2 protein-coding genes are annotated in these 22903 nt (G+C 74.1%); both read left to right on the top strand.

Annotation, left to right across the window (positions count from 1 at the left end):
• The first annotated feature begins 2 nt into the window (after positions 1-2).
• Positions 3-11801, top strand: coding sequence for an SDR family NAD(P)-dependent oxidoreductase (locus ABZ873_RS27745; RefSeq protein WP_360877280.1), 11799 nt, complete (start codon positions 3-5; stop codon positions 11799-11801).
• 152 nt (positions 11802-11953) lie between these two features.
• The coding region (locus ABZ873_RS27740; protein ID WP_360877277.1) for a type I polyketide synthase at positions 11954-22903 on the top strand (10950 nt) is incomplete at its 3' end.

The raw sequence follows: 22903 nt of genomic DNA, 5'->3' as shown, positions 1-22903 counted from the left end.
GGATGAACAACGAGCAGCAGCTCCGGGACTACCTCAAGAGGGTCAGCTCGGAATTGCACCGCACCCGGCAGCGGCTGGCCGACGTGGAGGCGCGGGGCAGCGAGCCCATCGCGATCGTCGGAATGGCCTGCCGCTACCCCGGCGGGGTCAGTTCCCCCGACGACCTGTGGCGGCTGGTGGCCGAAGGGACCGACGCGATCGGCCCGTTCCCCACCGACCGCGGCTGGGACCTGGACGGCCTCTACCACCCCGACCCCGACCACCCCGGCACCTGCCACGTCCGCGAGGGCGGTTTCGTCCAGGACATCGCGGGCTTCGACGCCGCCTTCTTCGGGATCTCCCCGCGCGAGGCCCAGGCCATGGACCCCCAGCAGCGCCTGCTGCTGGAGACCTCCTGGGAAGCCCTGGAGCGGGCCGGCCTGGACATCCACGCGCTGCGCGGCAGCCGTACGGGCGTCTTCGCCGGGCTCAACCAGCAGGACTACGGGACCCTGCTGGCCGCCTCCCCGGACGGACTGGACACCTACGGCTCCACCGGCACCTCCAACAGCGTGCTGTCCGGCCGTATCTCCTACGTCCTGGGCCTGGAGGGCCCGGCCGTCACCGTGGACACCGCCTGCTCCTCCTCGCTGGTCGCCCTGCACCTGGCCGCGCGGGCCCTGCGCGACGGCGAGTGCGACCTCGCGCTGGCCGGCGGGGCGACGACGCTGTCGACCGAGGTGGTCCACGTCGCCCTGTCCCAGCAGCGCGCACTGGCCCCCGACGGCCGGTCCAAGGCGTTCTCGGCCGCCGCCGACGGCGCGGGCTGGAGCGAGGGCGTCGGCGTCCTGGCCGTGGAGCGGCTCTCCGACGCCCTGCGCAAGGGCCACCCGGTCCTCGCGGTGCTCCGCGGCTCCGCCGTCAACCAGGACGGCGCCTCCAACGGCCTGACCGCCCCCAACGGCCCCTCCCAGCAGCGGGTCATCCGCCAGGCGCTGGCGGACGCGGGCGTGTCGCCCGCCGAGGTCGACGTGGTCGAGGCGCACGGCACCGGCACCAGCCTCGGCGACCCCATCGAGGCGGACGCGCTCCTGGCCACCTACGGCCAGGCCAGGCCCGCCGGCCGGCCGCTCCGGCTCGGCTCGCTCAAGTCGAACATCGGGCACAGCGGTGCCGCCGCCGGCGTCGGCGGTGTGATCAAGATGGTGCAGGCGCTGCGGCACGGCGTGATGCCCAGGACCCTGCACGTCGACGAGCCCACACCGAACGTCGACTGGTCCGCCGGCGCCGTCGAGCTCCTGACCGAGGCCCGCGCCTGGCCCGGTTCCGACGCGCCGCGCCGCGCCGCCGTCTCCGCCTTCGGTATCAGCGGCACCAACGCGCACGTCATCCTCGAAGAGGCGCCCGCGCCCGCGGCCGGGGCCGATGCCCCCGAGGCCGAGGCGGCCCCCGAGGCCCCCGCCGGGGACCCGGCCCCCGCGGCCGGGCTGCCCCTGCTGCCCTGGGTGCTCTCCGCCCGCGGCGAGAGCGCCCTGCGCGAGCAGGCCCGTACCCTCCACACCCACCTGCTGGCCCACCCCGGGCCCTCCGAGGCCGACGTGGCCCTCTCGCTGGCGACCACCCGCACCGGCCTGGAGCACCGGGCCGCGGTCCTCGCCGCCGACCGGGACGGCCTGCTCGCGGCCCTGGACGCGCTCGCCGACGACCGGGCCGCGGAGGAGATCCTGCGCGGCACCCCGGCCGAGGGCAAGACCGTGTTCGTCTTCCCCGGGCAGGGCTCGCAGTGGATCGGCATGGGCCGCGAACTGCTCGACACCTCACCGGTGTTTGCCGCGAAGGCCGCCGAGTGCGCCGCCGCGATCGAGGAGTTCGTGGACTGGAAGGTCCTCGACGTCCTGCGCGACGAGCCCGGCTCGGCCTCCATGGACCGCATCGAGGTCATCCAGCCCGTCCTGTTCACCGTCATGGTGTCCCTCGCGGCACTGTGGCGCTCCTACGGTGTCGAACCCGACGCCGTGGTGGGCAGCTCCCAGGGCGAGGTCGCCGCCGCGCACGTCGCCGGCGCGCTGACCCTCCAGGACGCCGCCCGGGTGATCAGCCTGCGCAGCCGGCTCCTGGCCGAGACCCTGGTCGGCAAGGGCGCGGTGGCCTCCGTCGCCCTCTCCGTCGACGAGGTCACCGCCCGGCTGGCCCGCTGGGACGGCAGGCTGTCCGTCTCCGGCGTCAACGGCCCCCGCATGGTGGCCGTCGCCGGTGACGACGAGGCCCTGAACGAGTTCGTCGCCACCTGCGCGGCCGAGCGGGTCCGGGCCCGGATCGTCCCGGCCACCGTGCCGACGCACTGCGCGCTCGTCGACCCGCTCCGTGACCGCCTGCTCGAACTCCTCGCCCCGGTGCGCCCGCGCGCCGGGGAGGTCCCCCTCTACTCGACGGTGACCGGCGCCCTGCTGGACACCGCGTCGATGGACGCGCACTACTGGTACCGGAACACCCGCGAGCCGGTCCTCCTGGAGCCCGTCGTCCGCACCCTGCTCGCCGAGGGGCACCGCTCCTTCATCGAGTCCAGCGCCCACCCGGTGCTGGCCCTCGGCGTCGAGCAGACCATCGACGCCGTCGGCACGGCCGGTGCGGTGGTGGAGTCCCTGCGCCGCGACCAGGGCGGCCTCGGCCGGATGCTCACCTCGCTGACCGCCGCGCACCTCGGCGGCGTCCGGGTGGACTGGGCCGCCGTGTTCGCCGGGACCGGCGCCGGCGTCGTGGAACTGCCCACCTACGCGTTCCAGCGCACCCGCTACTGGGCCGAGGCCGGCGACCGCGCCGGCGACGTCGGTTCCGTGGGCCTCGCACCGGTGAAGCACCCGCTGCTCGGGGCCCTCGTACGGATGGCGGACGGCGACGGGGCCCTGCTGACCGGACGGCTGTCGCTGCACGCGCAGCCCTGGTTGGCCGCACACGGCGTGTCCGGCCGGGTGATCTTCCCCGGTACCGGATTCGTGGAACTCGCCGTCCTCGCCGGCGACCAGGTCGGCTGCGGCCGCGTCGAGGAACTGACCCTGCACACCCCGCTCGTGGTGCCCGGCACGGGCGCCGTCGTGGTGCAGGCCCATGTGGAGGCCGCCGACGAGAGCGGGGCCCGCGTCCTCAGCGTGTACTCCCGCCCCGAGGACGCCCTCGCCGACGTCGTCTGGACCCGCCACGCCTCCGGCCTGCTCGCCCCCGAGAGCGGGATCCCGGCCGGAGCCGACGCCCTGGCCGGCGCCTGGCCGCCGGCGGGCGCCACCGCCGTCGACATCACCGGCATGTACGAGCGCATGGCCGAGGCCGGCTACCAGTACGGGCCCGAGTTCCGGGGCCTGCGGCAGGTCTGGCACCTGGACGGCGAGATCTACGCCGAGGTCGCCCTTCCGGCCGACCGGAGCGGCCAGGCGGAACGCTTCGGACTGCACCCCGCCCTCTTCGACGCCGCGCTGCACGCCATGTTCACCTGGGACGGCGACGACGGCGGGGGAGTGGGCATGCCGTTCTCCTGGAGCGGCGTCCAGCTCCACGCGACCGGCTGCGCCCGTCTGCGCGTACGCCTGTCCCGGCGCGGCGGGGACCGGTTCACCCTGCTCCTCGCGGACGGGACCGGGGAGCCCGTCGCCTCCGTCGACTCCCTCGTCGTCCGCAGGATGACCGAGGCCGCGCTGCGTTCCGTCCGTACCGACGTGCTGTACCAGCTCGACTGGAGGAACCTCCCCGCGGAGGAGCCGGCGCCCCGCTGCGCCGTCCTCGGCGAGGACCCCCTGGACATCGCCGGCGCGCTGCCCGGCACCCCCGTCCTGGCCGGGATCGAGGAGGTCGTGGCACACCTCGCCGGGGAGGCCACGGCCACGGACACCGTACTGTGGCCGGTCCGCGGCGACGGCACCCACGAGGGTGTCGGCGGACCCGTCACCGAAGCCCTCGGCCTGCTCCAGACCTGGATCGCCGACGAACGCCTCGACGGCACCCGGCTCGTCGTGGTGACCGGCGGGGCCGTGGCCACCACGGCCGGCGAGGGCGTGGACGACCTCGCCGCCGCCGGTGTCTGGGGGCTGGTCCGCTCGGCGCAGAACGAGCACCCCGGCCGCTTCGGCATCCTCGACCTCGACACGGCCGAGGCATCCCGCGCCCGGATCGGCGCGGCCCTCGCCACCGGCGAGGAGCAGCTCGCGCTCCGCGACGGCGCGGTCCGCACCCCCGGCCTGGCCCGCTGGGACGCGGGCACGAGCATCGTGCTCCCGTCCGGCGTACCGGCGTGGCGCATCGAGAACACCAGGCCGGGCACCATCGAGGGCCTGGAGGCGGTCCCGTACCCGCAGGCCCTCGAACCGCTCGGGCCCCGGGAGGTACGGATCGAGGTCCGCGCCGCCGGCATCAACTTCAAGGACGTGGTGGTGGCCCTCGACCTGGTCCCGGGTCTGACCGGGCTGGGCGGCGAGGTGGCCGGCGTGATCACCGCGACGGGCGCCGACGTCACCCACCACCGGGTCGGGGACCGGGTGTTCGGCCTGTCCACCGAGGTGTTCGGGCCGGTGACCGTCGCCGACGAGCGCACCGTGTACCGGATACCCGAGGGCTGGTCCTTCGAGGAGGCCGCCTCCGTCTCCGTCACGTACATGACGGCCTACTACGGGCTCGTCGACCTCGGCGGACTCCGGGCGGGACAGTCCGTCCTCGTCCACGCCGCCGCGGGCGGCGTCGGCAGCGCCGCGATCCAGCTGGCCCGGCACCTCGGCGCCGAGGTGTACGCGACGGCCAGCCCCGGCAAGTGGCAGACCCTGCGCGACCAGGGCCTGGACACCGCCCACCTCGCCAACTCCCGCACCCTCGACTTCGAGCAGTGGTTCATGGAGTCCACCGGCGGGCGCGGCATGGACGTGGTCCTGGACTGCCTGGCGGGCGAGTTCGTCGACGCGGGCCTGCGGCTGCTGCCGCGCGGCGGCCGCTTCCTCGAAATGGGCAAGACCGACAAGCGCGACCCCGCACAGGTCGCGGAGGCCCACCCCGGCGTCGTCTACCAGGCGTACGACCTCCCGGAGGCCGGGCTCGACCGCATCCACGAGATGCTGGAGGTCCTGGCCGGCCTCTTCGAGAGCGGCACCCTGCTGCCCCCGAGGATCAACCTCTGGGACATCCGCGACACCCGCGCCGCGTTCCGCGCCCTGAGCCAGGCGTCCCTCGTCGGCAAGGCCGTCCTCACCGTCCCCGGCGCGCCCTGGCCCACCGCGGGAACCGTCCTCGTCACCGGCGGCACCGGCACGCTCGGCGGGCTGCTCGCCCGCCACCTGGTCGCCGAGCACGGCGTGACCAGCCTGCTGCTGACCAGCCGGCGCGGCCCGGACGCCCCGGGCGCCCGGGAACTCGCCGAGGAGCTGACCGCCGCGGGCGCCCGGGTGACCGTCGCCGCCTGCGACGTCGCCGACCGCGACGCCCTCGCGGCCCTGCTCGCCGCCATCCCGGCGGACCGCCCGCTGGCCGCCGTCCTGCACACCGCCGCGGCCCTGGACGACGGCCTCGTCGAATCGCTGACCGCCGAGCGGACCGCGGCCGTACTGCGGCCCAAGGTGACCGGAGCGCTCAACCTCCACGAGCTGACCCGGGACCTCGGCCTCAGCGCCTTCGTCCTGTTCTCCTCGATGGCGGGCACCATGGGAGCCCCCGGACAGGGCAACTACGCGGCCGCCAACGTGATCCTCGACGGGCTGGCCGCCCACCGGCGGGCCCAGGGCCTTCCCGGACTCTCCCTCGCCTGGGGCTTCTGGCAGCAGCGCAGCGAGATGTCCGGCCACCTCGACGAGCGCGACCTCGAACGGATGAGCCGCGGCGGCGTCGTTCCGATGACCTCCGAGGAGGGCCTGGCGGTCTTCGACATCGCCTGCCGCACCGACCGCGCCCAGCTGGCGCCCATCAAGCTGAACCCGGCGGCCCTCGCCGGGACCTCCGGCCGGGTGGTGCCCATCATGCGGCCCCTGGTGCCGGCCCCGGCCCGCCGGGCCGGCCGCCGCGCCGCGGACACCGAGGGCGGATCGCTGCGCGAGCGGCTGGTCCCCCTCACCGGCACCGAGCGCACCAGGACCCTCCTCCAGCTGGTCCGTTCCCATGTGGCGACCGTCCTCGGACACGCCGACCCGGACACGGTCGGCTCGGCCACGCAGTTCCGCGAGCTCGGCTTCGACTCGCTGACCGCCGTCGAGTTCCGCAACCGGCTGACCAACGTCGTCGGCTTCCGGCTCCCCGTCACCGTGGTCTTCGACCACCCGACCCCCGCCGAACTCGCCGGCTACATCGCCGGTGAACTCCTCGGCGACCTGGACGAGCCCGCGGCCGCGACGGCCCCGGCGGCCCCCGCCCGCACCCCGGCCGCGGCCCGCGATGCCGACGAACCCCTCGTGATCGTCGGCATGGCCTGCCGCTACCCCGGAGGGATCGACTCCCCCGACGGGCTGTGGGAGTTCGTCCACGCCGAGCGCGACGCCATCTCCGGCTTCCCCGCCGACCGCGGCTGGACCACCGAGGCGCCCGCCGACGGCTCCGTACCGCAGCAGGGCGGATTCCTGGAACGCGTCGCGGAGTTCGACGCGGCCCTCTTCGGGATCTCCCCGCGCGAGGCACTGACCATGGACCCGCAGCAGCGGCTGCTGCTGGAGACGTCCTGGGAGGCGCTGGAGCGGGCCGGGATCGCCCCCGACACCCTGCGCGGCAGCCGTACCGGCGTCTTCGTGGGCGCCGCCTCGTCCGGCTACACCAGCCTCTTCCGCCGCGGCTCCGAGGCACTCGCCGGATACGGCGTGACCGGCACGGCCACCAGCGTGGTCTCCGGCCGGGTGTCCTACGTCCTGGGCCTGGAGGGACCCGCGATCACCGTCGACACCGCCTGCTCCTCCTCCCTGGTCGCCCTGCACACCGCCGCCCAGTCGCTGCGCGACGGCGACTGCGACCTCGCCCTGGCCGGCGGCGTCGCCGTGATGACCAGCCCGTTCCTCTTCGACGACTTCGCCAAGCAGGGCGGGCTGTCGCCCGACGGCCGCTGCAAGGCGTTCGCCGACGCGGCCGACGGCACCGGCTGGGCCGAGGGCGTCGGCATGGTGCTCGTCGAACGGCTCTCCGACGCCCGCCGCAACGGGCACCCGGTCCTCGCGGTGCTCCGCGGCTCCGCCGTCAACCAGGACGGCGCCTCCAACGGCCTGACCGCCCCCAACGGCCCCTCCCAGCAGCGGGTCATCCGGCACGCCCTGGAGCGGGCCGGACTCACCGCCGCCGACATCGACGCGGTCGAGGCGCACGGCACCGGCACCACCCTCGGCGACCCGATCGAGGCCCAGGCGATCCTCGCCACCTACGGGCGGGAGCGCACCGGCGACCAGCCCCTGCTGCTCGGCTCGCTCAAGTCCAACATCGGCCACAGCCAGGCCGCTTCCGGCATCGGCGGCATCATCAAGACGGTGCAGGCGCTGCGCCACGGCGTACTGCCCCGGACCCTCCACATCGACGAGCCGAGCACGAACGTCGACTGGACCTCGGGCGCCGTGGAACTGCTGACCGAGACCCGCCCGTGGCCCGAGACCGGCCGCCCCCGCCGGGCGGGAGTCTCCTCCTTCGGGGTCAGCGGCACCAACGCCCACGTGATCCTCGAACAGGCCACCGAGCCCGGCACCGCTCCGGCGGCCGCCCCCCTGCCGGCCACCCCGCTGCTGCTGTCCGCCCACGACGAGAACGCCCTGCGCGCCCAGGCCGGCCGGCTGGTCACCTGGCTCCGGGACCGGCCCGGCACCCTCACCACCGACGCCGCCCACTCCCTGGCCACCCGGCGCGCCGCCCTCGAATTCCGGGCGGCCGTCATGAGCACCGACCGCGAGGAGACCCTGTCCGCGCTCGCCGCGTTCGCCGCCGGCGACACCCCGCGGGCGCTGCTCCGCGGCACGGCGGGGGAGGGCGCCCTCGCCGTACTGTTCCCGGGCCAGGGCTCCCAGCGGCCCGGCATGGGCAAGGAGCTGTACGCGGCCTTCCCCGCGTTCGCCCGCGCCTTCGACGAGGTCTGCGCGCAGGTCGACCCGCTGCTCGGCAGGCCGCTGCGCGACACCGTGTTCGACGGCGGCCGGGAGGAACTCGACCGGACGGCCGTCACCCAGCCCGCGCTCTTCGCCCTCGAAGTCGCCCTCTACCGGCTCCTGGAGTCCTGGGGCGTGGTCCCCGACTACCTCCTCGGCCACTCCGTCGGCGAGATCAGCGCCGCCCACGTGGCGGGCGTACTGAGCCTCGCGGACGCCGCCCGGCTCGTCACCGCCCGGGGCCGCCTCATGCAGGCGCTGCCCCCGGGCGGCGCGATGCTCGCCGTGCAGGCCGAGGAGCAGGAGGCCGCCGCGGCCGTCGCCGCCGTCCTCGGAGACCGGGCGGACACCGTGGACATCGCCGCCGTCAACGGCCCCCGCTCCGTGGTGCTCTCCGGCACCGCCGAAGGCATCACAGCGCTCACCGCGCACTTCGCCGGTGCCGGCCGCCGGATCCGCGCGCTCAGCGTCAGCCACGCCTTCCACTCGCCGCTCATGGAGCCGATGCTCCAGGAGTTCGCCGAGATCGTCGGCGGGCTGGCCTTCGCGCCGCCGCGGATCCCCGTCGTCTCCAACCTCACCGGAGCCGTCCTCGGCGCCGACGAGATCGCCGACCCCGGCTACTGGGTGCGCCACGCCCGGCACACCGTCCGCTTCGCCGACGGCATCGGCGCCCTCGCCGGCGCGGGCGTCACCGGCCTCCTGGAACTCGGGCCGGACGCCACCCTCACCACCATGGCGGAGGACTGCCCCGGCCTCCCCGAGGACGGGGTGCGCACCTCACTGCTGCGCCGCGACCGGCCCGAGCCGCAGACCCTCCTGACGGCCCTGGCCGCGGCCCATGTGCACGGGGTCGGCGTCGACTGGGACGCCGTCTTCGGAGGGACCGGCGCCCGCGCCGCGGACCTGCCGACGTACGCCTTCCAGCGCACGGCCTACTGGCCCTCCGAGTCCGGCACCGGAGCCGGCGACGTGTCCTCGGCCGGCCTGGAGCCCACCGGGCACCCCCTGCTGGGCGCCATGGTCAGCCAGGCTTCCGGCGGCGACGTCCTGTTCACCGGCGAGCTGTCCCTGGCCGCCCAGCCCTGGCTGGCCGACCACCGGATCCTGGACTCCGCGCTCTTCCCCGGCACCGGCTTCCTCGAACTCGCCCTGTGGGCGGGCGAGCGGCTCGAAGCCGGCCATGTCGGGGAACTCGTGGTGCTCAGCCCGCTGATCCTGCCCGAGCGGGGCGGCGTCACGGTGCAGGTCGCCGTCGGCGAGGCCACCGGGGCGGGACACCGGCCCGTCGCCGTCTACTCCCGCCCCTCCGCCGGGGCGGCGTGGACCCGGCACGCGGAAGGACACCTGACCGCCGAGGCGGCGGCCGGGGAGGCGGAACGGCTCTCCGTATGGCCTCCCGAAGGGGCCCAGCCGCTCGGCCTGGACGGCTTCTACCCCGCCCTGGCCGCCTCCGGGACCGCCTACGGCCCCGTCTTCCAGGGCCTGACCGCCGCCTGGCGGCGGGACGGCGAGGTCTACGCCGAGATCACCCTGCCCCCGCAGGCGACCGACGACGCCCGGGCGTTCGGGGCGCACCCCGCCCTCCTGGACGCGGCCCTGCACACCCTCGCGTTCCTGCCCACCGCGCAGGACTCCGACGGCCCCTTCCTGCCGTTCTCCTGGCGTGAGGTCTCCGCCCACCGGCAGGGCTCCGGCAGCTGCCGGGTCCGGCTCACGGCGGGCGAGGGCACCGGCGAGGTGACGGCGAGCCTGTGGACCTCCGACGGCAGCCCCCTGGCGACCGTCGGCGGGCTCAGCCTCCGTACCGTCTCCCGCAGCCAGCTGGGCACCACCGCCACCTCGTCCCTCTACCGGGCGGACTGGACGGCCGCCCCGACGGGCGCACCCGCCGGCGCCCCGGCCCTGCACTGGGCCGTGGTGGGGCAGGAGCCCGCCGGGGACGGCCACTACCCGGACCTCGCCGCCCTGCGGCAGGCCCTCGCCGACGGCGCGCCCGTACCGGACAACGTCCTGGTCACCTTCGCCTCCCCGGCCACGGACCCGGACGCCGCCGCGGCCCGCACCGCCGTCCACACCGCCCTCGGCCTCGTCCGCACCTGGACCGAGGAGGAGCTGTTCGACAAGTCGACCCTGGTGCTGTGCACCCGGGGAGCGGTCGAGGCACGGCCCGGCGAGGGCGTACGCGACCTCGCCCACAGCCCGGTGTGGGGACTCGCCCGCAGCGCCCAGCTCGAACACCCGGGCCGGCTCCTCCTCGTCGACCTCGACCCCGGCAGCACCCTCACCGACCTCGCCCAGGCACAGGCCCTGACCAGGGTGGACACCACCGACGCGGCCCAGTTCGCCGTCCGCGACGGTGCCGTCCTCGTCCCCACGGTGGTCCGGCACACCGTGGACACCGCGGCCCCCGCCGCCCCGTGGCCCTCCGAGGGCACCACCCTGATCACCGGCGCCACCGGCATGATCGGCGCCCTGCTGGCCCGGCACCTCGTCCGCGACCACGGCGTCCGCCACCTCGTGCTCACCTCCCGCAGCGGCCCGGCCGCACCGGGAGCGGCCGAGCTCCAGCGCGAACTGACGGAGGAGGGGGCCCAGGTACGGGTGATCGCCTGCGACGCCGCCGACCGGGAGGCGCTGGCCACCGTTCTCGGCACGATCCCGGCGAGCGCACCCCTCGTAGGGGTGGTGCACGCGGCCGGCGTCGTGGACGACGGCCTGCTCGGCTCGCTCACCGCCGGCCAGGTGGACAGGGTCCTGACCCCGAAGGTCGATGCCGCGGTGAACCTGCACGAGCTCACCGCCTCCTTCGGCCTGCGTGCCTTCGCGGTCTGCTCCTCCCTCGCCGGCGCCCTCGGCGGCGGCGGACAGACCGCGTACGCCGCCGCCAACGCCTACCTGGACGCCCTGTGCCGGCAGCGGCGGGCCGACGGCCTGCCCGCGCTCGCGCTGGCCTGGGGCCCCTGGGAGAGCAGCGGCGGCATGACCGCCCAGCTGGAAGAGGCCGACCTTCGGCGTATCGCGCGGGCCGGCATGACCCCCCTCGGCCGGGCCGAGGGCATGGAGCTGTTCGACGCGGCACACGCCGCCGGAGAACCGGTACTGCTGCCCTTCCGCTTCGAGCCCGCCGGGCTGTCCTCGGCCGACCGCGCCGCCCTGCCCGAGGCGCTCAGGACCCTGGTCCCACGGCCCCGCCGTGACACCGGGGCCCCCGCCGCCGGACCCTCGGCGCTGCGCGACCGCCTCGGGCGTCTCGCCCAGGACGACCGCGTCGCCGCCCTGGAGAGCCTCGTACGCGCCGAGGTGGCCTCCGTCGTCGCCCTGCCCTCGGGGGACGCGGTGCCGGTCACCAAGGCGTTCAAGAGCCTCGGCTTCGACTCCCTCATGGCGGTCGACCTGCGCAACCGGCTCACGGCGATCACCGGCGTACGGCTCTCCGCGACCCTCGTCTTCGACCACCCGAACACCAGGGCGCTCGCCGCGCACCTGCTGGCGGGCCTGGACCTGGAGACCGTCGCCGAGGCCGACCCCGCCCTGCTCGCCCTCAAGGGCCTGGAGAGCGCCGTACGCGCCCTCGAACCCGGCACCGGCGACCGGGGAGCCCTGGCGACCCGCCTGCGGGTCCTCCTGTCGACGCTGGAGGCCGGCACCCCGGAGGAGGGCGAGGAGGAGGACGCCGGGATCGACCTCGACTCGGTGAGCGCGGCGGAGCTCGTCTCCCTGCTCGACGACGAGTTCGGCCTGTCGTGACGGGCTGACGCGCAGGGGCCCAGGACCACGAGCACCCCAGGAAATAGGGGTGCTCGTGGTCCTTGTCTGGGGCCGGGGTGCGCCCCCTGGGCCCATAGCCTGAAAAAAGCCGTGCCCGGCGCGCTGACGCAACATTCAAGTGGGAGTTGAACATGGACAGTTCCATCACGGAGGTCGTCGACGCGCTGCGGGCCTCACTGCTGGAGAACGACCGCCTCCGGCGGCAGAACCAGCGGCTCACCACGGCCTCCGCGGAACCCCTCGCGATCGTCGGCATCGGCTGCCGCTACCCGGGAGGCGTCCATGACGTGGACGGCCTCTGGCAGCTGATCACCGAAGGCCGCGACGCCATGACCGGCTTCCCCGCCGACCGCGGCTGGGAGCGCTGGGACGTACCCACCGCCCGCACCGGCGCCTTCCTGCACGACGCGGGCGACTTCGACCCCGACTTCTTCCGTATCTCGCCCCGCGAGGCCAAGGCCATGGACCCCCAGCAGCGGCTGCTGCTGGAGACCTCGTGGGAGGCCCTGGAGCGGGCCGGGATCGACCCCGCCTCCCTGAAAGGCAGCCGCACCGGCGTCTTCGTCGGCGGCGCCCCCCAGGAGTACGGCGCCCTCGTGATGAACTCCGCCGAGGGCGCGGGCGGTTACGCCCTGACCGGCGCGCCGGGCAGTGTGCTCTCCGGCCGGATCTCCTACGCCCTGGGGCTGGAAGGCCCCGCCGTCACCGTGGACACCGCCTGCTCCTCCTCCCTCGTCGCCCTCCACCTCGCCATCAAGTCCCTGCGCACCGGCGAATGCGACCTGGCCCTGGCCGGTGGCGTGCTGGTGCTGGTCACCCCCTCGATCTTCGCGGAGTTCGCCGCGACCGGCGGCTCCGCCGGCGACGGCCGCTGCAAGGCGTTCTCCTCCGACGCCGACGGCACCGGCTGGGGCGAGGGCGCCGGCGTCCTCGCACTCCAGCGGCTCTCCGACGCCCGCCGGGACGGCAACCCGATTCTCGCGGTGATCCGCGGCTCGGCGGTCAACCAGGACGGTGCCTCCAACGGCCTGAGCGCCCCCAACGGCCCTTCGCAGCAGCGGGTGATCCGCCAGGCCCTCGCGAACGCCGGTCTCTCCCCGGCCGACGTGGACATGGTCGAGGCGCACGGTACGGGCACCACGCTCGGCGACCCGATCGAAGCCGAAGCCCTCCTGGCCACCTACGGCCAGGACCGCCCCGCCGACCGGCCCCTGTGGCTGGGAACGTTGAAGTCGAACATCGGCCACACCCAGGCCGCCGCCGGTGTCTCCGGCGTGATCAAGGCTGTGCTGGCTCTCCAGCACGGCGTCCTGCCCAAGACCCTCCACGTCCAGGAACCGACCCCGGAGGTCGACTGGTCCTCGGGCGCGGTGGAACTCCTCACGGAGGCCCGTCCGTGGCCGGAGACGGGCCGTCCGCGTCGCGCGGGCGTGTCGTCGTTCGGTATCAGCGGTACCAACGCCCACGTCGTCCTGGAGCAGGCCCCGGAGGAGGAGCCGGCGGAGCCGGCCGCCGACGCGGGTCCTCCCGCGCTGAGCGGGCCGGTGCCGTGGGTGGTGTCCGGGCGGAACGAGTCCGCCCTGCGCGACCAGGCGGCGAAACTGGCCGCGCACCTGGCCGCGACCCCCGGACTCGACCCGGTGGACGTGGGCCGGTCGCTGGCGGGTACCCGCTCGGCGTTCGAGCACCGGGCGGTCGTCCTGGGCGGTGACCCGGACACGCTCCTCGCGGGCCTGCGGTCGGTCGCGGCCGGCGGCGGGGGCACCGGCGTGGTCTCGGGCCGCACCAGCCCCGGCGGTGCGGTGTTCGTGTTCCCCGGCCAGGGCTCCCAGTGGCTCGGCATGGCCGCCGAGCTGGTCGAGACCTCGCCGGTCTTCCGGGCCCGGCTCGCGGAGTGCGAGGCCGCGCTCGCCCCCCTGGTGGACTGGTCGCTGCTCGCCGTACTGCGCCAGGAGCCCGGCGCGCCTTCGTTCGACCGGGTGGACGTGGTCCAGCCGGTGCTGTGGGCGGTGATGGTGTCACTGGCCGCCGTATGGCGTTCGTTCGGTGTGGAGCCGGCCGCGGTGATCGGCCACTCCCAGGGCGAGGTCGCCGCCGCGTGCGTCGCCGGGGGCCTGTCCCTGGAGGACGGCGCCCGGATCGTGGCGGTGCGGTCGCGTCTGGTGCTGGAGAAGCTGTCCGGCAAGGGCGGCATGGTGTCGGTGTCGCTGCCGGTCGCGGACGTGGAGGAGCGGATCGCATCCTTCGACGGCCGGGTCGGTGTGGCAGCGGTGAACGGGCCCGCCTCGGTGGTGGTTTCGGGCGAGCCGGAGGCGCTGGACGAGCTGCTCGCCTCCTGCGAGGCCGAAGGCGTGCGGGCACGTCGTATCGCGGTGGATTACGCCTCCCACTCCGCGCAGGTCGACGCCCTCAATGATGACCTGTTGCGGGGACTCGCCGACATCCAGCCGCAGTCCTCGCCCGTCGCGTTCTATTCGACGGTGTCGGGCGAGCGGATGGACACGGCCGGTCTGGATGCCGGCTACTGGGTGCGGAACCTGCGCGAACGGGTGCGGTTCGAGCCTGTCGTCCGCCTGCTGGCCGAGAAGGGGAACTCCCTCTTCATCGAGTCGAGTCCGCATCCGGTGCTGACGATGGCGGTGGCGCAGACCGGTGACGCGGTGGATCGTCCGCTGGTGACGGTGGGTTCGCTGCGTCGTGAGGAGGGTGGCGCGGAGCGTTTCCTGACCTCGCTGGCGGAGGCTTATGTGGCCGGGGCCCCGGTCGACTGGAAGCAGCTGCTCACCACGGGCAGCCGGGTGGCGCTGCCGACGTACGCCTTCCAGCACCAGCGGTACTGGATCGACGACGCGGTGATCCCCGGCCAGGACATCGCGGTCGACCCGGTCGACGCGGCGTTCTGGGGTGCGGTGGAGCGCGCGGACGCGGCTGGTGTGGCGGAGTTGGTGGACGGCGGTGCGGTCGGGGCGTGGGAGCCAGTGGTTCCGGCGCTGTCGGCGTGGCGCAAGGGCCGTCGGGAGCGCTCGGTTCTGGATTCGTGGCGTTACCGGACGGTGTGGCGTTCGGTGAGTGTTCCGGCGTCCGGTCGTCTGACGGGGACGTGGTTGCTGGTCACGCCGGGTGCCGGGGCGCCGGTCGAGGAGGTCCGGGCCGCTCTCGTGGCGGCCGGGGCCGAGGTTACGGTGCTGGAGGCCGGGGCCGATGTGGACCGTGCGGCGCTGGCCGCACGGCTCGCGGAGACTCCGGAGGCGGCGGGTGTGGTCTCCCTGCTCGGCTGGGACGAGGAAGCCGGTGCCGAGCACACTGTGGCCCTGCTGCAGGCGCATGTGGACAGCACTGCGCAGGCGCCCTTGTGGGTGCTGACCCGGGGCGCCGCCGCGGTGGGTGCGGACGACGCGGTCCGGCCCGCCCAGACGCAGCTGTGGGCGCTCGGCCAGGTGGCCGGTCTGGAGCAGCCGGGCACGTGGGGCGGTCTGGTCGATGTCCCGGAGGTGTGGGACGAGCGGGTGGCCGCCGGCTTCACCGGTGTTCTTGCGGCGGGTGAGGGTGAGGATCAGGTCGCGGTGCGGTCGTCGGGTGCGTATGCCCGTCGTCTGGTCCGTGCGCCTCTCGGTCTGAACCCGGGCGTGGTGAGGGCGTGGAATCCGCGCGGGACGGTCCTGGTCACGGGTGGTACGGGTGGTGTCGGTGCGCATCTGGCGCGTTGGCTGGCGAAGGACGGCGCGGAACGCCTCCTGCTGCTGAGCCGTCGCGGCGAAGAGGCCGACGGTGTCGTGGAGCTGGTCGCGGAGCTTCGCGGTCTGGGCGCCGAGGTGTCGGTCGTCGCGTGTGATGTGACCGACCGGCAGGCGCTCGCCGCCGTCATCGGGGCGGTCCCGGCGGAACACCCCCTCACCGCCGTCTTCCACACCGCCGGCATATCCGGCTACGCCGAGCTCGTAGAAGCGGCTCCCGAGCACTTCGACGAGATCCTGTCCGCCAGGACGCTGGGTGCGCGGCACCTGGACGAGATCACGGGTGAACTGGGTGTCGAGCTGGACGCGTTCGTCCTGTTCTCCTCCGGTGCCGCGGTCTGGGGGAGTGCGAGCAACGGTGCCAATGCGGCCGCGGGCGCGTTCCTGGACGGGCTGGCCCGTGAGCGGCGGAGCCGTGGCCTGACCGCGACCTCCGTCTCCTGGGGTGGCTGGAAGGCCACTGCCATGGCCGAAGGCGACACCGCCGAACAGCTCCTGCGCCGTGGTGTACGGCTGCTCGACCCCGCGCAGGCGACTCTGGCCCTGCGCCAGGCGCTGGAGCAGGACGAGGTCTCGCTGACCGTCACGGACATGGACTGGGAGCGCTTCACCCCGGGCTACACCATGGCCCGCCGGCGTCCCCTCATCGAGGACATACCCGAAGTCGGCCTGGCCCTGGACGGGACGACCGCCGCGGGCGGGGACGTCCTCGACCCGACGAGTGTCGGCCTGCGGCAGACCCTCGCCGGGATGGCCGAGCCCGAGCAGCGGACCCTGCTGCTGGAACTGGTGCGCACCGAAGCCGCGCAGGTGCTGTCCCACGGGTCCACCGCCGAGATCACCGCGGGCCGGCCCTTCCGGGACCTCGGCTTCGACTCGCTGACGGCGATGGACCTGCGCAACCGCCTGAACCGGGCCACCGGCCTGCGGCTGCCCGCCACCCTCGTCTTCGACTACCCCACCCCGAACCAGCTCGCCACGCACCTCCACACCGAGCTGGCCGGCGGCCCGGCAGCCGCCGGCGCCGTGACGCCCGCCGGCCGCCCGGCCGACGACGAGCCGCTCGCCATCGTGGGCATGGCCTGCCGCTACCCCGGCGGGGTGCGCGGAGCGGCCGACCTCTGGCAGCTGCTCGTCGAGAACCGCGACGAGCTCACGGAGTTCCCCACCGACCGCGGCTGGGAGCGCTGGGGAGCGCCGGCGGTCGGCCGTGCCGGATTCCTGCACGAGGCGGGCGAGTTCGACGCCGGGTTCTTCGGGATCTCGCCGCGTGAGGCGGCCGCGATGGACCCGCAGCAGCGGCTGCTGCTGGAGACCTCGTGGGAGGCCGTCGAGCATGCCGGGATCGACCCCTGGTCGCTGCGCAACAGCGCGACCGGCGTCTTCGTCGGCGGCGGACCGCAGGACTACCCCACGGTCCTCATGAACTCGGCCGAGGCGGACAGCGGCTACGGCATGACCGGCGCCCTCGGCAGTGTGATGTCCGGCCGCGTCTCGTACGTGCTGGGGCTGGAAGGCCCCGCGGTCACGGTGGACACGGCCTGTTCGTCCTCTCTGGTCGCTCTGCACCTCGCCGCCCAGTCCCTCCGCAACGGGGAGTGCGACATGGCGTTGGCGGGCGGTGTGACGATCATGGCGACGCCGGGTGCGTTCGCCGAGTTCGACAATCTCGGCGGCATGGCCGGCGACGGCCGGTGCAAGGCGTTCTCCTCGGACGCCGACGGCACCGGCTGGGGCGAGGGCGTCGGCATGATCGTGGTCGAACGCCTCTCGGACGCGCGCCGCAACGGTCATGAGGTCCTGGCCGTCCTCCGGGGCAGCGCGATCAACCAGGACGGTGCCTCCAACGGCCTGAGCGCCCCCAACGGTCCTTCGCAGCAGCGGGTGATCCGCCAGGCCCTCGCGAACGCCGGGCTGTCCCCGGCAGAGGTGGACATGGTGGAGGCGCACGGTACGGGCACCACGCTGGGCGACCCGATCGAGGCGCAGGCGCTGCTGGCCACCTACGGCCAGGACCGCCCCGCCGACCGGCCCCTGTGGCTCGGCTCCGTGAAGTCCAACTTCGGGCACACCGGTGCGGCAGCGGGTGTGGCCGGCGTGATCAAGTCCGTACTCGCCCTGCGCGAGGGACTTCTGCCCAAGACCCTGCACGTCCAGGAGCCGACGCCCGAGGTGGACTGGTCCGCGGGCGCCGTGGAACTCCTCACGGAGAACCGTGCCTGGCCGGAGACGGGCCGTCCGCGTCGTGCGGGTGTGTCGTCGTTCGGTATCAGCGGTACCAACGCGCACGTGATCCTGGAGCAGGCCCCGGAGGAGGAGCCGGCGGAGCCGGCCGCCGACGCGGGTCGTCCCGCGCTGAGCGGGCCGGTGCCGTGGGTGGTGTCCGGGCGCAACGAGTCCGCCCTGCGCGACCAGGCGGCGAAACTGGCCGCGCACCTGGCCGCGACCCCCGGCACGAGCCCGGCGGGCATCGGGCATGCGCTGATCACGACCCGCTCGGCGTTCGACCAGCGCGCGGTGGTGATGGGAAGCACCAGCGACGAACTCGTCCAGGGCCTGCGGTCCATCGCCGAGGGCGCCAACGCACCGTCGGTGGTCCGTGGCAGTGCCTCGGGCAGTGGTGTGGTGTTCGTGTTCCCGGGTCAGGGTTCGCAGTGGGTCGGTATGGGCCGGGAGCTGTGGGACTCGTCGCCCGTGTTCGCGGAGTCGATGGTGGCGTGCGAGCGTGCGCTGTCGCCGCTGGTGGACTGGTCGCTGCGGGACGTGGTGTTCCGTGACGCGGACGATCCGCTGTGGGCGCGGGTGGATGTGGTCCAGCCGGTGCTGTGGGCGGTGATGGTCTCCCTCGCGGCCGTGTGGCGCTCGTTCGGTGTGGAGCCGGCCGCCGTGATCGGCCACTCGCAGGGGGAGGTCGCCGCCGCGTGCGTCGCCGGGGGCCTGTCCCTGGAGGACGGCGCCCGCGTGGCCGCCGTCCGCTCCCGCCTAGTGCTGGAGAAGCTGTCCGGTAAGGGCGGCATGGTGTCGGTGTCCCTGCCCGTCGCGGACGTGGAGGAGCGCATCGCATCCTTCGACGGCCGGATCGGTGTGGCCGCCGTCAACGGGCCCGCTTCTGTCGTTGTCTCTGGCGAGCCGGAAGCACTGGACGAACTGCTCGCCTCCTGCGAGGCCGACGGCGTGCGGGCACGTCGTATCGCCGTGGATTATGCCTCCCACTCCGCGCAAGTGGACGTCCTCAACGAGGACTTGTTGCGTGAGTTGGCTGCGATTCGGCCGGTTTCCTCGTCCGTCGCGTTCTATTCGACGGTGTCGGGCGAGCGTAAGGACACCGCCGGGCTGGACGCCCGCTACTGGGTGCGGAACCTGCGGGAGCGGGTGCAGTTCGAACCGATCACCCGCCTGTTGGTGGAGAAGGGTAACTCCCTCTTCATCGAGTCGAGTCCGCATCCGGTGCTGACGATGGCGGTGGCGCAGACCGGCGATGCGGTGGATCGTCCGCTGGTGACGGTGGGTTCGCTGCGTCGTGAGGAGGGTGGCGCGGAGCGCCTCCTGACCTCGCTGGCGGAGGCTTATGTGGCCGGGGCTCCGGTCGACTGGAAGCAGCTGCTCACCACGGGCAGCCGGGTGGCCCTGCCGACGTACGCCTTCCAGCACCAGCGCTACTGGCTGGAAGACGCCGTGGCACCGACCGCGGACGGCGCGGCCGACCCCGTCGACGCCGCGTTCTGGGGTGCGGTCGAGCGCGCGGATGCCGCCGGCATCGCCGAACTGGTCGCGGGCCCGGATGCGGACGCATGGGCGCCGGTACTCTCCGCGCTGTCCGCGTGGCGCAGGGGCCGCCAGGACCGGTCGACGCTGGACTCGTGGCGCTACCGCACCGTGTGGCGCTCGGTCACCGTGCCCTCGGCGGGGCGCTTGGACGGGACGTGGCTGCTGGTCACGCCGGGTGCCGGGGCGCCGGTGGAGGAGGTACGGGCCGCTCTCGCGGCGGCCGGGGCCGAGGTCGTGATGCTGGAGGCGCCGGCCGGTTCCGACCGTGAGTCGCTGGCCGCACTGCTGTCCGGAGTTCCCGACGCGGCGGGTGTCGTCTCCCTCCTCGGCTTCGACGACGAGGCGGGTACGCCCGCTACCGTGACCCTGGTCCAGGCCCTCGCGGCTGCCGGAATCGAGGCGCCCCTTTGGGTACTGACGCGGGGTGCCGCGGCGGTGGGTGCGGACGACGCGGTCCGGCCCGCCCAGACACAGCTGTGGGCGCTCGGCCAGATCGTGGGTCTGGAGCAGCCTGGTACGTGGGGTGGTCTGGTCGATGTCCCCGAGGTGTGGGACGAGCGGGTCGCCGCCGGCTTCACGGGTGTTCTTGCGGCGGGTGAGGGTGAGGATCAGGTCGCGGTGCGGTCGTCGGGTGCGTATGCCCGTCGTCTGGTCCGTGCGCCTCTGGGTGGCAGCCCGGTTCCGGTCCGGGAGTGGAATCCGCGCGGCACGGTCCTGGTCACGGGTGGCACGGGCGGGATCGGTGCCCACCTGGCGCGTTGGCTCGCGAAGGACGGCGCGGAAAACCTTCTGCTGCTGAGCCGTCGGGGCGAAGAGGCCGACGGCGTGCGCGAGTTGGTCGAGGAGCTTCGTGGCCTGGGCACCGAGGTGTCCGTCGTGGCCTGTGATGTGACCGACCGGCAGGCGCTCGCCACGGTCATCGGGGCGGTCCCGGCCGAACACCCCCTCACCGCCGTCTTCCACACCGCCGGGGTGGCCAGTTACGGCACCGTCGGTGAGCTGGAACTCGCCGACCTGGAAGCCCAGATGGCGGCCAAGATTCTCGGTGCACGACACCTCGACGCCCTGACGGCCGAACTCGGCACCGAGCTGGACGCGTTCGTCCTCTTCTCGTCAGGTGCCGCCGTCTGGGGCAGCGCCGGCAACGGCGGGTACGCCGCCGCCAACGCCTACCTGGACGGCCTCGCCCGCGAGCGCCGGGCCCGTGGCCTCACCGCGACCTCCGTCTCCTGGGGCGGCTGGAAGGCCACCGGCATGGCCACCGACGGCACCGCCGAGCAGCTCGCCCGGCGTGGCGTCGGCCAGATGGAACCGGCTCTGGCCATCGAGGCCCTGCGGCAGGCCATCGAGCAGGACGAGACCACGCTGACCGTCACGGACATGGACTGGGAACGCTTCACCCCGGGCTACACCATGGCCCGCCGACGCCCCCTCATCGAGGACATCCCCGAAGTCGCCCGCGTCCTGAGCGAGGACTCCGCCGCCCCCTCCGCCGACGACTCGATCGGCTCGGCCCTGCGCGCCGAGCTGGCCGAGCTCAGCCGGACCGAGCAGCTCTCCGTCCTGCTGGACCTCGTACGCCGCGAGGTCGCCCGGATCCTGGCGCACTCCTCCACCACGGAGATCACCCCGGAGAAGCCGTTCAAGGATCTCGGATTCGACTCGCTGACGGCGATGGAGCTGCGCAACCTCCTGACCGCTGCCACGGGTCTCAAGCTCCCGGCGACCCTCGTCTTCGACTACCCCAACCCGCAGCAGCTGGCGGCCCATCTCCTGGCCGAACTGCTCGGCACCGGAACGGAACTCGCCTCCTCGTCGGCCGTGGTGCGGACGGCCACCACGGACGAACCCCTCGCGATCGTCGGCATGGCCTGCCGCTACGCGGGCGGGGTCGCCTCGCCCGAAGACCTGTGGCGTGTGGTCGTCGAACAGCGCGAGGGCATGTCCGAGTTCCCGTCCTACCGGGGCTGGGACCGCTGGAACATCGCGAGCGTCCGTCCCTCCGGATTCCTGCACGAGGCGGGGGACTTCGACGCCGGGTTCTTCGGGATCTCGCCGCGTGAGGCGGCCGCGATGGACCCGCAGCAGCGGCTGCTGCTGGAGACCTCCTGGGAGGCCATCGAGCGGACCGGGATCGACCCGCTGTCCCTGCGCGGCTCCGACACGGGCGTCTTCGTCGGCGGGACGGCGGTGGAGTACGGCGCACTGCTGATGAACTCACCGGCCAGCCAGGGGTATGCCGTCACCGGCTCCTCCGGCAGCGTGATGTCCGGCCGCGTCTCCTACGTACTGGGGCTGGAGGGCCCCGCCGTCAGCGTGGACACCGCCTGCTCGTCCTCGCTGGTCGCCCTGCACCTCGCCGCGCAGTCCCTGCGTACCGGGGAATGCGATCTGGCGCTGACCGGCGGTGTCGGCCTGATGGCGACGCCGGGCGCCTTCGCCGAGTTCGACACGCTCGGCGGTATGTCCGTGGACGGGCGTACGAAGGCATTCGCGGCCGCCGCCGACGGCATCGGCTGGGGCGAGGGCGTCGGCATGATCGTGCTGGAACGTCTCTCCGACGCGCGCCGCAACGGTCACGAGGTTCTCGCGGTCATCCAGGGCAGTGCGATCAACCAGGACGGCGCCTCGAACGGCCTGAGTGCCCCGAACGGTCCCTCGCAGCAGCGGGTGATCCGCCAGGCCCTGGCCAATGCCGGGCTGTCCCCGGCCGATGTGGACATGGTGGAGGCGCACGGCACGGGCACCACGCTCGGTGACCCGATCGAGGCGCAGGCCCTGCTGGCCACCTACGGCCAGGACCGCCCGGCGGACCGGCCCCTGTGGCTCGGGTCCGTCAAGACCAACATCGGGCACACGGGCGCCGCCGCCGGTGTGGCCGGCGTGATCAAGTCCGTACTCGCCCTGCGTGAGGGGCTTCTGCCCAAGACCCTCAATGTGGACGAGCCCACCCCGAAGGTGGACTGGTCCTCGGGCGCGGTGGAGCTCCTCACGGAGGCCCGTGCGTGGCCGGAGACGGGCCGTCCGCGTCGTGCGGGCGTGTCCTCCTTCGGTGTCAGCGGTACCAACGCCCACGTCGTGCTGGAGCAGGCTCCCGAGGAGGAGCCGGCGGAGCCGGCTGCCGACGGGGCTCCCACGGTCCCGGCCCTCGTGGCACCGGTCGTGCCCTGGGTCTTCTCGGGCCGCTCCTCCGCCGCACTGCGCGGCCAGGCCGGGCGACTGGCCGGGCTGGTGGAGCGGAACCCCGGACTCGCCGTCACCGACGTGGCACACGCCCTGGTGACGACGCGAGCGAGCCTGGAGCACCGGTCCGTGGTGCTGGGCGGTTCGCCGGCGGACATCGCCGACGGGCTGCGCACGGTGGCCGCCGGTGACTCCGGCGCCCGGGTGACGTCGGGCACGGCGTCTGCGGGCGACCGTGTGGTGTTCGTGTTCCCGGGTCAGGGTTCGCAGTGGGTCGGTATGGGCCGGGAGCTGTGGGATGCGTCGCCGGTGTTCGCGGAGTCGATGGTGGCGTGCGAGCGTGCGCTGTCGCCTTTGGTGGATTGGTCGTTGCGGGATGTGGTGTTCCGTGAGGCG

This window comes from Streptomyces sp. NPDC047014, assembly GCF_040644195.1.
In the GTDB taxonomy this organism is placed as follows: Bacteria; Actinomycetota; Actinomycetes; order Streptomycetales; family Streptomycetaceae; genus Streptomyces.
This window is presented reverse-complemented; position numbering and strand designations above follow the sequence as displayed.